The organism is Pontibacter sp. HSC-36F09, assembly GCF_024171605.1.
Classification (GTDB): domain Bacteria; phylum Bacteroidota; class Bacteroidia; order Cytophagales; family Hymenobacteraceae; genus Pontibacter.
In genome coordinates, this window is sequence record NZ_JALKAA010000001.1 from 349,436 (window position 1) to 364,465 (window position 15,030).

14 protein-coding genes are annotated in these 15,030 nt (G+C 51.0%); 10 read left to right on the forward strand and 4 right to left on the reverse strand.

Annotation, left to right across the window (positions count from 1 at the left end):
* Nucleotides 1-80 precede the first annotated feature (80 nt).
* From L1278_RS01525 to L1278_RS01535, 3 genes are all read left to right on the forward strand, one after another.
* Entirely contained in the window at nucleotides 81-986 is a 906-nt protein-coding gene (locus L1278_RS01525) for a UbiA family prenyltransferase (RefSeq protein WP_253400740.1), read from the forward strand.
* A gap of 68 nt (nucleotides 987-1,054) precedes the next feature.
* A complete protein-coding gene (locus L1278_RS01530; RefSeq protein ID WP_253400741.1) occupies nucleotides 1,055-1,528 on the forward strand; it encodes a hypothetical protein in 474 nt (157 codons plus the stop codon).
* A gap of 100 nt (nucleotides 1,529-1,628) precedes the next feature.
* Nucleotides 1,629-2,003 carry a four helix bundle protein gene (locus tag L1278_RS01535; RefSeq protein ID WP_253400742.1) on the forward strand — a complete coding sequence of 125 codons (375 nt, stop codon included), beginning with the start codon at nucleotides 1,629-1,631 and terminating at the stop codon, nucleotides 2,001-2,003.
* A gap of 138 nt (nucleotides 2,004-2,141) precedes the next feature.
* On the opposite strand, the gene rho is transcribed toward L1278_RS01535, so the two are convergent.
* Nucleotides 2,142-4,001 carry a transcription termination factor Rho gene (rho, locus tag L1278_RS01540; protein ID WP_253400743.1) on the reverse strand — a complete coding sequence of 620 codons (1,860 nt, stop codon included), beginning with the start codon at nucleotides 3,999-4,001 and terminating at the stop codon, nucleotides 2,142-2,144.
* Nucleotides 4,002-4,283: 282 nt separating this feature from the next.
* On the opposite strand from rho, the gene serS reads away from it, so the two are divergent.
* Entirely contained in the window at nucleotides 4,284-5,558 is a 1,275-nt protein-coding gene (gene serS / locus L1278_RS01545) for a serine--tRNA ligase (RefSeq protein WP_253400744.1), read from the forward strand.
* A 187-nt stretch (nucleotides 5,559-5,745) separates the two neighbouring features.
* Here serS and L1278_RS01550 read toward each other — a convergent pair whose 3' ends face one another.
* Entirely contained in the window at nucleotides 5,746-6,156 is a 411-nt protein-coding gene (locus tag L1278_RS01550) for a hypothetical protein (RefSeq protein ID WP_253400745.1), read from the reverse strand.
* Between the two features lie 121 nt (nucleotides 6,157-6,277).
* Here L1278_RS01550 and L1278_RS01555 point away from each other — a divergent pair, with 121 nt between their 5' ends.
* Nucleotides 6,278-7,225 carry a TraB/GumN family protein gene (locus tag L1278_RS01555; protein ID WP_253400746.1) on the forward strand — a complete coding sequence of 316 codons (948 nt, stop codon included), beginning with the start codon at nucleotides 6,278-6,280 and terminating at the stop codon, nucleotides 7,223-7,225.
* A gap of 110 nt (nucleotides 7,226-7,335) precedes the next feature.
* On the opposite strand, the gene L1278_RS01560 is transcribed toward L1278_RS01555, so the two are convergent.
* Together L1278_RS01560 and L1278_RS01565 are read right to left on the reverse strand one after the other, a co-directional pair.
* Nucleotides 7,336-8,322 carry a glycosyltransferase family 9 protein gene (locus tag L1278_RS01560; RefSeq protein ID WP_253400747.1) on the reverse strand — a complete coding sequence of 329 codons (987 nt, stop codon included), beginning with the start codon at nucleotides 8,320-8,322 and terminating at the stop codon, nucleotides 7,336-7,338.
* A 6-nt stretch (nucleotides 8,323-8,328) separates the two neighbouring features.
* The gene (locus L1278_RS01565; RefSeq protein ID WP_253400748.1) at nucleotides 8,329-10,029 is read right to left on the reverse strand and encodes a helix-hairpin-helix domain-containing protein; all 1,701 of its coding nucleotides are present in this window, start codon (nucleotides 10,027-10,029) and stop codon (nucleotides 8,329-8,331) included.
* Nucleotides 10,030-10,189: 160 nt separating this feature from the next.
* Here L1278_RS01565 and L1278_RS01570 point away from each other — a divergent pair, with 160 nt between their 5' ends.
* The 5 genes from L1278_RS01570 to L1278_RS01590 all read left to right on the forward strand — a co-directional run bounded on the left by L1278_RS01570 (nucleotide 10,190) and on the right by L1278_RS01590 (nucleotide 14,333).
* On the forward strand, nucleotides 10,190-10,591 hold the full coding sequence (locus tag L1278_RS01570; RefSeq protein ID WP_253400749.1) for a hypothetical protein: 402 nt from the start codon (nucleotides 10,190-10,192) through the stop codon (nucleotides 10,589-10,591).
* Between the two features lie 67 nt (nucleotides 10,592-10,658).
* On the forward strand, nucleotides 10,659-11,063 hold the full coding sequence (locus tag L1278_RS01575) for an EVE domain-containing protein (protein ID WP_253400750.1): 405 nt from the start codon (nucleotides 10,659-10,661) through the stop codon (nucleotides 11,061-11,063).
* A 106-nt stretch (nucleotides 11,064-11,169) separates the two neighbouring features.
* Nucleotides 11,170-12,648 (forward strand): hypothetical protein, encoded by a 1,479-nt coding sequence (locus L1278_RS01580; protein ID WP_253400751.1) that lies wholly within the window; start codon nucleotides 11,170-11,172, stop codon nucleotides 12,646-12,648.
* A gap of 205 nt (nucleotides 12,649-12,853) precedes the next feature.
* Nucleotides 12,854-13,402 carry a bifunctional pyr operon transcriptional regulator/uracil phosphoribosyltransferase PyrR gene (pyrR, locus tag L1278_RS01585; protein WP_220627630.1) on the forward strand — a complete coding sequence of 183 codons (549 nt, stop codon included), beginning with the start codon at nucleotides 12,854-12,856 and terminating at the stop codon, nucleotides 13,400-13,402.
* A 7-nt stretch (nucleotides 13,403-13,409) separates the two neighbouring features.
* The gene (locus tag L1278_RS01590; RefSeq protein ID WP_253400752.1) at nucleotides 13,410-14,333 is read left to right on the forward strand and encodes an aspartate carbamoyltransferase catalytic subunit; all 924 of its coding nucleotides are present in this window, start codon (nucleotides 13,410-13,412) and stop codon (nucleotides 14,331-14,333) included.
* The last annotated feature ends 697 nt before the right edge of the window (nucleotides 14,334-15,030 follow it).

A 15,030-nucleotide genomic window follows, 5' to 3' on the forward strand; every position in this document is an offset into this window, starting at 1 on the left:
GAGAATTGATAACCTGAGATCTGAGAGTTTTGGTAAATGAGAGACAATAAATCAATAACTAACAATCAACAATTTACACCTTGAAACCAGTCGCTATACCTGTCATCGGAAAATACGGCAGCGCCCTGACCCTGATGCGGATTCCGTTTTCGGTATACCTGATGCCGGTGTACTGGTTTGCGCTCAGCGTGATAGATGGCTATACCTGGTGGCGGGCAGCGGCTGTGTTCCTGATTCTGCATGTGTTGGTATACCCTGCCAGCAACGGTTATAACTCCTACCACGACCGGGACGAAGGCAGCATCGGTGGGCTGCGGCAACCGCCTAAAGTCACGCAGGAGTTGTTTCATTTGGTGCTGCTTTTTGATGTACTGGCCGTGTTGCTTAGCTTTTTACTTTCTCCTCTGTTTGCCCTGATGGTTGCGCTATACCTGCTGGTTTCCAAGGCTTACAGCGACCGGGACATCCGGCTCAAGAAATATCCGGTCATCAGCACACTGGTTGTTACAATTTTTCAGGGAGCCTTCACATTTCTGATGGTACAGGTGGGGTCTGATTTGGAGTTTCACCAGGTTCTGCAAGCGCCGAATATTTGGTTCGCCCTGGTAAGCACGCTTTTTCTCTGCGGTTCGTATCCGCTCACGCAAATTTACCAGCATCAGGAAGACAGCGCACGAGGAGACAAAACACTGAGTTTACTGCTAGGTATACGGGGTACTTTCGTGTTTGCAGGTATAGCGCTGAGCCTGGGAGCGGCTCTTCTAATCGGGCTATACCTGGCGTTGGGTCAGTTGCTCTATATTCTGGTCTTCCTACTTTTCACCGCTCCAATTACTTATTTTTTCCTGAATTGGGTGCGAAGATCGTGGAAGAACCCTGAGGAGGTAAACTTCGAAAACACGATGCGCATGAACAAGATCTCGTCACTCTGTATCAGCCTGGCGTTTTTTCTGATACTCCTGCTACGCACTGTTTATACCTCGTAAACCTCCTACAGGCCAGCCTCTTATAACTACGTAGCCTGATTTCGTATAACAGCAAAAACAGTCTCCACATGAAATTTTTCTACGCTGTAATAGGCGGACTTGCCGCCACCGCCGCCATGACCGCCTTCCTATACCTGCTCTCATTTGCGACGCACCGCGTTATGAAGGTAATCCGGATACTGGGCACAATGCTTACGAACCGCACGCAACCTGATGGCTCACTCTCGGAGGCCACCAGCACCAAGGTATACGGTACCGTAGCGCACTACCTGGTTGGGATTATTTTCGCGCTCTTCTACATCGCGCTGTGGCACTCAGGTGTCGGTCTTATCAATGCTTCCTGGGGATTCCTTTTCGGACTGGCACATGGCCTGATGGCAATGTTCATCTGGTACCTGTTTTTTCTGGTGCATCCCAGACCACCTCTCATAGCGCTCCGCACCTACTTGATCACACTCATTTTTGCGCACATCGTTTATGGCGTGGTGCTGACTTATACCGTCTATCTGCTAGCTAAGCCGGACTATCCGTTTTGGAGTTAGGTGGATTGAGTGATTTAGTGAATGAGTGATTTTTGCTTGGGTGAGTTTTTGAACTTTAACAGCTACTTTTTGATTTCACAGGAAATCAAACTAAGGTATAGTGGAGAAAGAACGTTTACCAAAAGAACAATTTGCCGAGCTTTTCAGGCAGCGAACCAAACTGCTTGCCTTGGATGTAATCAAGTTTAGCAAGCAATTGCCAAAAACGGAGGAAGCAACTATTATGAAGCGACAATTGCTGCGCTCTGCCACATCAGTTGCGGCAAATTACAGAGCGGCTTGTAGAGCCCGGTCATCAGCAGAATTTTATGCTAAGCTTTGTATTGTAGTAGAAGAGGCTGATGAAAGTCTATTCTGGCTCGAGCTTCTGGAAGAGTCTGGTACCACTTCAGCTACCACCGTTCTAAACCTACAAAAGGAATTCACAGAAGTTCTATCAACCATGGCCAAAGCACGAAAATCCATGAATAAATAAAAGATTCACCAATCAAAAATCACTCATTCACCAATTCACTCAACCACTCATTCACTCATTCACTCATTCAGTTCAAATAAAAGAAAAGGCCCCTCTGCTTAATAGCAGAGGGGCCTTTTCTTTTATTTGAACTACGCCTTATCCGTTCATCGAGATCAGGAACTCTTCGTTGCTCTTGGTTCCCTGCATTCTGTCTTTCAGGAATTCCATGGCTTCCACGGAGTTCATGTCGGACATAAACTTGCGCAGGATCCAGATACGGTTCAGTTCGTCGCGATCCATGAGCAGGTCTTCGCGGCGTGTACCCGAAGCCGGCACGTCGATGGCCGGGTAGATTCTGCGGTTGGCCAGTTTGCGGTCCAGTTGCAGTTCCATGTTACCGGTACCTTTAAATTCTTCGAAGATCACCTCGTCCATTTTAGAACCAGTGTCAATCAGGGCAGTCGCGATGATGGTCAGTGAGCCGCCATTCTCCACGTTACGGGCCGCACCGAAGAAACGCTTCGGCTTGTGCAGCGCGTTGGCATCCACACCACCCGACAGGATCTTGCCTGATGAAGGCACTACCGTATTGTAAGCACGAGCCAGACGCGTGATGGAGTCGAGCAGGATCACTACGTCGTGGCCGCACTCTACCATACGCTTGGCCTTGTCCAGTACAATGCTCGAAACCTTCACATGGCGCTCGGCAGTTTCGTCGAACGTAGAGGCAATTACCTCCGCTCTCACGCTGCGGGCCATATCAGTAACTTCTTCAGGGCGCTCGTCTATGAGCAGGATCATCAGGTATACCTCCGGATGGTTTTCGGAGATGGCGTTGGCAATCTCTTTCAGCAACACGGTCTTACCTGTTTTTGGCTGCGCCACGATCATACCACGCTGGCCTTTACCGATAGGGGCAAACAGATCGAGGATACGGGTTGAAAGCAGGTTAGGCTTGGTGGTCAGTTTCAAACGCTCTTCCGGGAAAAGCGGCGTCAGGTGCTGGAAAGGTATACGGTCACGGATCTCCTCTGTGGTACGCCCGTTCACCAAATCCACTTTAAGAAGGGCAAAGTACTTCTCCCCTTCTTTCGGCGGACGGATCTGGCCTTTTACAGTATCGCCTGTCTTCAGACCAAACAATTTGATTTGCGAAGGAGACACATAAATATCATCTGGCGAGGCCAGGTAGTTGTAATGCGTAGAGCGAAGGAAGCCGTAGCCATCCTGCATCAGCTCCAACACACCTTCATTTAGGATTATTCCGTCAAATTCGCGGAAGTTATTGCTGCTTGCGGCCGCATTCTGCTGACGGCGCGGTGCGTTATCTCCGCCACGGTTCTGGTCATTGCGGCTATCGCTGCGGTTTCCTACCTCAGGGCGCTGCTCGCGTTGCTGCTCTGCACGGTTTCCAACCTCAGGGCGCTGTTCACGCTGCTCTGTGCGGTTGTCATTTCTCTCATTCCGATCGTTGCGCTCTGGACGCTGTGTCTCAGTTCTCTCAACACGTTCCGGACGCTGCTCCGTTCTCTCAGCGCGTTCCGGGCGGGCCTCTGTGCGCTCAACACGCTGTTCCTGACGCTGCTCACGCGGGGCGCCATCGTTGCGGTTGTCGCGGCGGGTCGTTACACGCTCACGCTGCGGACCATGGTCTTTTACGGGGGCTGCCTGTTGTACTAAAGTCGGACTGGTTTGTTCGCGGCGGGCTGCTTCGCGGGCAGGTTTTGGCTGGGCTGTCGTTTCGGCTACAGGGGCCGCCTGCTCTTCATTCACCTCTTTCTCTTCACTGATGGTAATTGTGTTTTCAATAGCTGCGGTTTCGCTGGCGACGGCTGTGCTAGAGGAGGATTTTACTTTTTTGGGCAATTTGTCGGGAGGGGTAATGGCTTGCTGATCAAGGATTTTGTAGACGAGATCCTGTTTGCTGAGTTTCTTGAAATTCTTGACACCCAGGTCTTCTGCAATTTCCTTGAGTTCTGAAAGAAGCCTATCTTTCAATTCTTCAATTTTGTACATAAATGTGGTATGGTAGTTAAATTAACCTGCTTGGCACGCATGGGCGGACGCAGCGAGAGCTTGACTTATTAATTCGGAAAATGAATGAATGCGATAGAGTTTTGTGCGGCTCAGGATAGGGCCTGCCATAAATTGCACTGCAATGTTATTGCAATGCTTAGTAATTAACAAATATTAGCGGGGAATTTGTTGAAAATGTTTCAGTTTTTCCTTAAAAGATTTCGCAAATGCCGCTAACAACCTAAAAAAGTATATTTTTGCAGCTACACAACGACCCAAACTATGCTACAGCTAAACGTTTTAAGAGAGCAGACAGCGCTTGTGATAGCTGGACTTACCAAGAAAAACTACAAAAATGCCGCCCAAGAGGTAGAGGCTATTGTAGCCCTGGACCAGCAGCGCCGACAGGTGCAGAGCCAGCACGATGAGCTTCAGGCCCGCGCCAATGCCATCTCAAAAGAGATCGGTATACTGATGAAGAACGGCGACCGCGAAAAAGCGGAAGCCTCCAAAGCAGAAACATCAGAGTTAAAGCAGCAGACCAAATCGCTGAGTGAGCAGCTGGCCGCCATCGAAGAGCAAATACAGCAAGCACTATACAAGTTGCCGAACCTTCCGCATGCAAGTGTTCCTGAAGGTAGAACAGCAGAAGACAACGAAGTAGTTCTGCAACACGGTGAAATTCCTGCCTTGCACGAAGGCGCCCTGCCACATTGGGAGCTGATCCAGCAATACGACATCATCGACTTCGAACTGGGCAACAAAATTTCCGGCGCTGGCTTTCCGGTATATAAGAAGCAAGGTGCCCGACTGCAGCGTGCGCTCATCAACTTCTTCCTGGACGAGGCCATGAAGGCCGGTTACATAGAAGTGCAGCCGCCAATTTTAGTGAACGAAGCCTCTGGTTACGGCACGGGTCAGCTGCCTGACAAAGACGGCCAGATGTACCACGCCACAGAAGACAACCTATACCTGATCCCGACGGCAGAGGTGCCGATCACAAACCTTTACCGCGACGTGATTGTGCCGGTGGAGCAACTGCCGATCAAAAACGCCGGCCATACGCCCTGCTTCAGAAGAGAGGCCGGATCGTGGGGAGCTGATGTGCGCGGCCTCAACCGTCTGCACCAGTTCGACAAAGTGGAGATTGTGCAGATCACGCTGCCAGAGAAGTCTTATGAAGTGCTGGAGGAGATGAGCAGCTACATCCAGGGCCTGCTGCAGAAACTGGAGCTCCCCTACCGTGTGCTCCGTCTGTGCGGCGGCGACATGGGCTTTACCTCTGCCCTCACCTACGACATGGAGGTATACTCTACCGCCCAGAACCGCTGGTTGGAAGTAAGCTCTGCCTCTAACTTTGAGACTTACCAGTCAAACCGCCTGAAGCTTCGATCCAAAACCGAGTCAGGCAAGACACAACTGCTGCACACGCTCAATGGTAGTGCCCTGGCCCTGCCGCGCATTGTAGCTGCCCTCCTGGAAAACAACCAGACGCCAGACGGCATCAACATGCCCAAAGTGCTGCACCCATACCTGGGTTTTGAGAAGATTTCTTAGAAAGTGAAAATTTTAAGGTTGTAGAGATTCCTCTATACCTTAAAACAGAAGCGCCGCTGGGTTATTTCAGCGGCGCTTCTGTTTTTTCTGGACCTATACCTTAACTCTTGATTGCAATTCTTAAAGTTAGAAATTGAGGATTCATTCTTTGATCATCTTCAAATCTCAACATCTCTAAATCGAAGACCTATCCGAACTGCTCCAGGTACTGCTGGTAATAACTCTTAAGCTTGTATTTTTTGAGCGTTTCGTTTCTGGCCTGCTGTATACCTGCTTCGGTAAGGGACGTCTGCGAGAGCAGTTTTTGCAACGGACTTTCAGGTGCTTCTTCTGCCGAGTTCAGCGTCGCTTCCTCATAATTGGCCAGGAATTGCTCTGTCAGGGCTAGCTTGTTTTTCTGCACCAGCACAAAGCCAACCGACACCAGCTTTTCGAGTCCTTGTTCCAGGTCTTGCAATGCCAGCACGTCGCCGTCCAGAGCATCGATCATCAGCAACACATCCTGCAGCGTAGCACCTCCCTCGCCGCCTGTCGCCAGCAGCAGGGCATCGAGTAGTTGCTCGTCGGTGGTTTGCCAATTCAAATTATATTTGGACATCTTAATTACTTTTCTGAAACTTTATAGGTGCCATGCGCACAAAAACAGCAGCTGGCATTTTCATTTGCAAAACTACAGCTATCCTACTTTATCTGAAACAACCTTTTATCATCTTATACACATGCATTTCAAAAACAAGATTGCCTGGCTATACCTGTTAGTAGCCTTCCTTATCTGCCCTACCCTCAGCCAGGCCCAAAAAGTAAAATCAAAACCAGCCAAAGCTACTACGGCCAAGGCACAACCTGTTGCCTCGGCTAAATCGCTGCTCTGGGAGATCAGCGGCAATGGATTGAAGCAACCCTCATACCTGTATGGCACTTACCACCTGCTCAACTCCAGCTACCTGGACACGACACCGGAAGTAATGGAGCGCTTCATGGAAAGCCACGGCCTGGTCGTAGAAACAGAAATCGACTCAGCTATGATGATGCAGTTGGGTTCTAAAATGGTCATGCAGGATAACAAGCTTTCAACTTTGCTGAGCGCAGAAGATTATGCGCTGGTGAACGCGGAAGTGAAAGAAAAGTATGGCTTTGAGCTGAGCATGGCCGACCAGATGAAACCGATGACGGTGATGCTGATGCTCTCTATGAAAGACTACCAGGACATGGAAGTACTGAAAAAATATACAGGCCAGCCACTGGACATGTACTTTACCAGCCACACCAAGAAAAGCAATAAGAAAGTGAGTACGCTCGAGACCATGGAGCAGCAATTTGACTTGCTTTACAACCACTATCCGCTGGATAAACAGGCAGAGCAACTCGTAGCTTACATCAAAAATAAAGATGTCGCTATGCAAATTTCAAACAAACTCGTGCAGTTGTATTTTGCTAAAGACCTGGATGGCATCTGGGCGCTATCGCAGGAATACAACGAGCTGACCGGTGGCGGCGACATGTCCTATATGACGGACGACCGTAACAAAGACTGGATGACAAAACTGCCTGCGATCATGAAAGAGCAGTCAACCTTCATTGCAGTTGGCGCAGCGCACCTACCCGGTGAAAACGGCCTGCTGAAGTTGTTGCAAAGAGCCGGCTATACCGTAAAACCACTCCAATAAATCAACTCGTCAGGTATAGCTATACCTGACAAAACAGTATCGCCCGCACAAGTCTATACCTGTGAGGGCGATGCTGTTTTATACCTGCTTATTTATACAACGAAGCTGCTCTACAACTTATAAGGCTGTCGCTCTATAGCGCTGAAATCAATATCGCGCATGCACTTAAAATGACCTTTGGGGCACTTGCTATAACCTATTTTTGAACAGGGCCGACATGGCAGCCCGTTTACTTCGAGCACCTTATACCTGGTCCGGAAAGGGTACATGCCAAACTCAGGTATGGTGTTTCCCCAGACGCTAATGATATCCTTCTGGAAAGCCGCGGCAATGTGCATCAGACCTGTATCGTGACTGACCACCTGCTTTGCCTGCCGCACCAGTGAGGCCGAACCAGCCAGGCTATACCTGCCGCAGGCGTTGAAGATGGTTTTGGGAATGCTATGTATCTTAAAATAGGCTTCAATTACTTCCCCATCGGGACTGTCCTCCTTACCACCCAAAAGTATAATCGGCTGCTCAATAATCTGGCAAAGTTCGATAATACGTTTCACTGGCAAGCGCTTGGTATAATGCTGAGCTCCGATGGCAAAAGCTACATAGCCGTTCTGAAAACCAGCTGGCAAACTATGAATGTCTACTTCAGCATCAGCAGGTATAAAGTAATCCAGTCCCTTCCCGTCGTCCTGTATACCTAGTGGAGCGACAGCAGCCAAGTAGCGTTCGACGATGTGCACATCGGGCAGGCGGTTCACTTTCAGATTCACCATCAGCCACTTCTCGTAGTTGAGTTTGTCGAAGCTTTTGGATGGCTTGCCTAGTCTTGTTTTGATGATACGCGTGCGCAGGTTGTTGTGCAGGTCCACCACAAAGTCAAAGTTCTCGGCCTTGAGTTGCTGTACCAGTTCGCCCAGGCTGTCGCCCAACGTATGCACCTTGTCAATGTAAGGGTTCGGCTCCAGTATACCTCTAAAGCCCTGCTTGGTGCAGTAATGCACCTCCGCCCCCGGCACCTGCTGCTTAATACAGCGCACCACCGGGGTAGTCAGCACGATATCGCCGATAGAGGAAAAACGGAGTATGAGGATCTTCGGCATTCGCTACTATATCTTCTCTTTCCGCGTTTTAAAATAAGCTTCCACTTCCTCCGCAGACTTCGCATTGAAAGTCATCTCTTTGGTGAGTCCGCCTTTGCGACCTACCAGTACACCGTAGCGCATGTCGTCGTAGCCGCTGGTGTGGTGTGCATCCGGGTTAATGCTCAGCATTACGCCCTTCTCGAGCGCATAGTGTACCCAACGCCAATCGATGTCGAGGCGCCAGGGATTGGAGTTGATTTCGATGATCACGTTGTTGGCAGCACAGGCATCGATCACCATTTTGTGGTTGATCGGGTAGCCTTCGCGACGTAGCAGCAGACGCCCGGTCGGGTGACCGAGCATGGTAGTATAAGGATTCTCGATGGCCGTGATCAGGCGGGTTGTAGCCTTCTGCTCGTCCATGTTGAGGTTGCTGTGGATACTGGCCACGATGAAGTCGAACGTTTTCAGAATGTCCTCTTCGTAATCCAGGGAGCCGTCGCCCAGGATGTCCGATTCTATACCTTTGAATATCCTGAAAGGCGCCAGTTTCTGGTTCAGTTCGTCGATCTCTTTCTGCTGGCGCAGCACATCGCCTTCACGCAAACCTCCGGCATAGGCAGCTGTCTTGCTGTGGTCGGATATACCTAAATACTGGTAGCCCATGTCGCGGCAGTAGGTGGCCATTTGCTCCAGGGTATGGGCGCCGTCGGAGTAAGTGCTGTGGTTGTGCAGAATGCCTTTGAGGTCGCTTAGTTCGAGCAGCTTGGGCAGCTTGTTTTCCATCGCCAGTTGCAGCTCGTTGGTACCTTCCCGCAGCTCCGGCACAATATAGGCCATACCTGCAGAGTCGTAGATATCCTCTTCAGAGCTGTGGCTGCCTTCGCGGGCGACAGTGAGCATGTTCTTGTTGGCCGCAAATATCTGGGACAGGTGCTCTGGTGAAGAGGACCGTATGAAGCGTTCGTTCTGGAAATTAGCCGGGCTCGCAAATCGTATTTCGGTGGCTAGTCCGCTCAGACTGTGCTTGCCGCGCCATACCATAGGGCCGGAGCTTAGCTCGTCCTGCTGCAGTTCATCCAGTTTGTTCAGGGCTGCTTCTGCTTCTGTTGGATTATCAGTTCCTAACACCAGTTCCAGCTTCACTACAATCTCCAAACAGCGGCGCACATCGCCAACGAGCGCTACCTCAGCATCCGGAAGAGCCTGCTGTACCTGCTCCAGCAATGCCTGGGCAGCTGATTCGGCTTCTGCATAGAGTAGTTTGCCACGATTCTGCTGCGTAAAAAGCAGCGCCTGTCTAATATTCTCCTGGGTCTTGGCACCGAAACCTTTCAGCTTGCTCACTTTGTCCTGTTCGCAGGCATCCAGCAGTTCCTCTACCGTCTCAGTACCAAGTTCCCGCCAAAGCGTTCGTACCTTTTTCGGGCCAATTCCCTTGATGCGCAACATTTCCACCACACCCGGCGGCGTTACCGACAGCAGCTGGTCCAGCTCCGTAAAAGAACCCGTTTCGGTGATCTCGATCACGCGGGCGGCAATGCTTTTGCCCACGCCCGTTATACCTTCCAGCTCGGCCTGACTTTTTAGCGCCAGCGGCTCCTCTACCAGTTCCAGCGCAGCGGCCCCGTTCACGTACGAGCGTACCTTAAACGGATTCTCGTCGTGCAGTTCCATGAGCTCGGCGGCCAGCTTAAACAGCTTTATGATTTTCTTATTTTCCAAGACAATGTGTGTGTATGAGTACAAAGATAGAAAAAGCCGCCATACCTTTGCCACCCCTGCCCGGCAGCCTTTTATATAATGGGGCTTCTATATAAAGCAGGAAATCCCTAACTTGGCTATCTATTCAGCTGTCTGAAAAAGATTCTCACATAACAAAAATATGAAATACGCTTCGCTGCTATGCGTTTTGTGCCTCGTGCTGCTGGCCAATACCTGCCGTAAAAAGGCGGAGGCCGAATTCCTGGGCCAGACCTGGTTACACTCTTACGAAGAAGATGAGGATGATGTGCTGGTGTACCGCCCCAACACTTACGACTTTCCGCCATCCAGAGGGCGAACCGGTTTTGCGCTGGAGCAAGAAGGCGTGGCCAAACAGTATGCGATCGCCCCTGCTGACGGGCTGGAGGAACACATAGGCATCTGGGAGTACAAAGACAAGAACACCATACGGGTGCACATCCAAGGCAACGGCTACCCCGAGCAGCGCTATACCATGGAAGTCGTGTCGCTCAAAGACAATGTGCTGAAGGTGCGAATAAAGCCGGAAGTGCAGGACGAGTAACGGGCTGTCTTTTGGGCCGTCTGTGGCCAACAGCTTATTTTAAATTCGATTACCTATACCTTACCACATGCAATACTGGTTAGTAAAATCAGAACCTGAGGCCTATTCCTGGGCCAGATTTGTAAAAGAAGGCCGCGTTTGCTGGGATGGCGTCCGCAATTACCAGGCACGCAACAACCTGCAGCTCATGCAACCCGGCGACCTGGTGCTCTTCTACCATAGCGTGTCAGAAAAAGCCATCGTGGGCATGGCCAAAGTGGCTAAAGCCGCCTACCCTGACCCAAGCGCCGACGACCCGAAGTGGATGGCGGTAGACCTGGTTCCGGAAAGTGAGTTTAAGACTCCCGTAACACTGGATCAGATCAAGAAAGACCCTCGCCTGGAAAACATCGCCCTGCTGCGCCAGTCGCGCCTGTCGGTGATGCCGCTCAAAGCCGAGGAATTTGACGTGCTGCTCGCCCTGGGCAATTAATCCTGGTCGGCTGGCCGCACGCGGGCACAACGTTACTTTACAAAAAAGAGTAAAAAGCATTTAACTGCCTTATACCCACTGCCTACCGGCAGCACAAGATTGTAACATGCCATACTTGCGCCTTTTGCTGTTCTGCCTTGCCGGGCTGGCACCTGTCCTACTTTGGGCACAGGAGCCCCGGCAACCCGTACGCCTCGAGCTGCCCTACCAGTACGAAACCAGCCACGTAGAGGTACTGGCCCTGCCCGACAGCAGTTTGCTGGTCTACAGCCGCAAAGCCGACACGTGGGCCAAAGATCCTGACTTTGTTCTGGAGAAGTATAACGCAAAATTAGAGCCTGTCTGGAAAAGTACCTTGGACCTGAAGCCCGAATTCGAATTTGTGCGCTACTACACGGAGGCTCCCTATACCTACCTTATCTTTCAGGCAGCCAAACCGACGCTCTATACCTTTGTGCGGCTCGACCTGGATAGCGGCACTGTAAGCCAGAGTGAAATCGAGCTCGAAAAAGCAGAGTATATATACGAGTTCAATGTGCTGCGCGGAAACCATTTCCTGATCACCGGCAACAGCTACGACATCAAACCAAACCTGCTATACCTGAATCCGGCTAAGCCACAGCCCACCATCCTGCCTGCCCTGTATGGCGAAGAGTCCTCTTTCTCGGACCTGCACACCGACCACGAACACGGCCGTGTGGATGTGGTATTGTCCGAGACTAACCGGCGGATTTCGCGCCTGCAGGTCAAGAGCTTCGACCAAAACGGCAAGCTGTTGCAGAACTACTTCATCCTCCAGCCTCAGGACAGAAGCCTGCTCAACGCCGAAGTTACGCCCGGCGATACGCTTTCCCGCATGTTGGTAGGTACTTACGGCGCCCGCGACCTGCGCTTTGTGCAAGGGTTTTTCACGTCGCCAGTGGCTTTTAAAATTGCGGAAGGGGAGTTTTACTCGTTGCTGGATCTGCAAAACTTCTTCAAATACATGAAGCCGCGCCGCGAGGAGCGCACCCGCAAGCGTGAGTTCGCCCGCATTGCTGATGGCAAAGAGCCACTGCAGCGCTACCGCATGCTCCTGCACGACCTGATCCAGACACCCAATGGGTATGTACTGGCCGCAGAGGTATACTTCCCACAGTACCGCAGCAACAGCAGCTTCTTCGACACGCGCATCAGAGGGCTGGAGCGTGAAGCGCAGGCCTACAAGCGCACGCACGCCATTGCCTTGGGCTTTGACCGGGACGGGGTACTGCTCTGGGACAATGCCTTCCCCCTCCGCGACGTGCTGACCAATTCGCTTACCCATGCAGTGGAGATTGTCAGTCTGTCGGACGGGCGCCTGGTGATGGCCTACCCAGAGCAGGAAAAAATCATCTACCGCCAGATGGTGCAGAACAAGTACACGGATGAAGAAACTTCCATAGAGCTCCTGCCTTACGAAAAAGAAGAGAAGATCCTGAGCACAGACCTACCGGGCCTGATCCGCTGGTATGGCCCTCACTTTGCCGCCTTCGGTTTCCAGCGTATACGCGTCCCCAATGGCCCCAACCGCACAGTATTCTACATCAATAAGATTAGTTTTTAATTGTTGATTGCTAAATTGTTAGATGATTAAATGGTTGGTCCTTTATATCTGAGGACACTGCTGTCTGAATTTTTATCCCTGACTTGATTTTCCTCCTTATGTAATATCAATCAGCAATTAACAATTCGACAATCCAACAATTTAGCCATTTAGCTATCCCACAATTCAACCGAACATCCTATATTTGCAACCAAGACCCCAGGCCATGCAGAAAAGACTCATCGTAAACCACCAGTTGCTCGAGATTATGGTGATGCGCCTTTGCCACCAGCTCATCGAGAACCACGGCGATTTTTCTGATTCAGTGATCATCGGTCTGCAGCCCCGCGGCCGCCAGGTGGCACAACGCATCCAAAGCACCCTGAAAGCCATTCTGGGCACCACCGTACCAACCGGCTACCTCGACACTACTTTCCACCGCGACGATTTCAGAAGAAGGGATGCGCCCCTGGCCGCCAACGCAACGCACATCGACTTCCTGATCGAAGGCAAAAAAGTAATCTTAGCAGATGACGTACTCTATACCGGTCGCTCGGTGAGGGCCGCCATGGATGCCATGATTTCCTTTGGGCGCCCGGCCAATGTGGAGCTACTGGTGCTGATTGACCGTCTCTATAGCCGCCACCTGCCCATTGAGCCAACTTATGTGGGCCGGCGCGTTAACTCCCTGCAATCGCAGCGGGTGCTGGTGGAGTGGCAAGGGTCCGACACGCAGGAAGACAATATCTGGTTAGTGACCAAAAACGAAGAATAAAGCACCCATGCAAGAGCTCAGCGTCCGGCATCTACTCGGCATCAAAGACATTACAGCAGAAGACATTCAACTCATTTTCGAGACTGCTGATAACTTTAAAGATGTTCTGAACCGGCCCATCAAGAAAGTGCCCTCGCTGCGTGATATTACCATTGCCAACGTCTTCTTCGAGAACTCGACCCGCACCCGTCTATCGTTTGAACTGGCCGAGAAAAGACTTTCTGCCGATGTGATTAACTTCTCGTCCAGCGGCAGCTCCGTTAAGAAAGGCGAAACCCTGCTTGACACAGTCAACAATATCCTGGCCATGAAAGTGGACATGATCGTGATGCGCCACTCCAGCCCGGGAGCTCCCCATTTCCTGAGCCACCACATTAACGCCAACATCGTAAACGCTGGCGACGGCACACACGAACACCCCACCCAAGCCCTGCTCGACTCTTTTTCCATTCGTGAGAAACTGGGTGATGTAGCTGGCAAGAAAGTAGTGATCATTGGTGATATTTTGCACTCGCGTGTGGCGCTATCAAACATCTTTGCGCTGCAGAAACTCGGTGCCGAAGTCATGGTATGCGGGCCTGTTACGTTGCTACCCAAGTATATCAGAGAACTGGGCGTGAAAGTGGAATTTGATGTCCGCAAAGCCCTTGCCTGGTGCGATGTAGCGAACGTGCTGCGCATACAACTGGAGCGCCAGCAAATGAAGTATTTCCCGTCCCTGCGCGAGTATACGCTCTACTATGGCATTGACAAGAAAATGCTCGACAGCCTCGACAAGGAGATTGTGCTCATGCACCCCGGCCCGATCAACCGCGGTGTTGAACTAAGCTCCGACGCCGCTGATTCCCATCATTCCATCATTCTCAACCAGGTAGAGAACGGTGTGGCTATCCGGATGGCGGTGCTATACCTGCTGGCTTCGAAGCAGTAAAATCTTATCGTTCTTATTGAACGCTGTATAGGTATAGCGGGCATGCTGCTGCATCGTTAGCTGCTCGCTATACATAGTTTGCGAGCGTCCACGCTCGCAAACTATGTATAGCGAGGCCTCTGGTCCAGTTATAGGTATAGCAAGTGTGCTATTGCATAGCGTGCCTTGACCAGGCGGGCCTCTGTTTCGCCTGTGCGGCGGGCACTCACTTTTTTCCTTGATGAAAAAAGTAAGCAAAAAAATCAAGACGCTCCAAACTCGCTGAACGCTCGAACAGTGGAGCGTCGAAAAGTGCACTTGGCAAAGCGATCTGTTTTATAGCTTCCGGGGCAAGTTAGTCTTGCTATACCTGCCAGTGAATTTAAACAGGTTCTACAACGCTTATACCTTGAGCTGGCAGTAGCTAATTCCCCTCTTGAGAGGGGCAGGGGTGTGTTATAGCAATAGCCTGACTCCCCTTCCCACAAGATCCTTACAGGATGACAGCCACGAAAGCAGTAGCCAAAAGTCCCCCTTCAAAGGAGGCAGGAAGATGACAATCGTGCACGGAAATCCTGTTAATTCTTAAATCCTGTAAATCCTGATTCAGACAAGCTATAACTCCAAAGCTACCCTAGACATTCCCAAGTCTGGAGGACACCGTGAGGTCTTCGCACTTCACCTGATTTTATCAATCATTAATCTACACCACAACCCC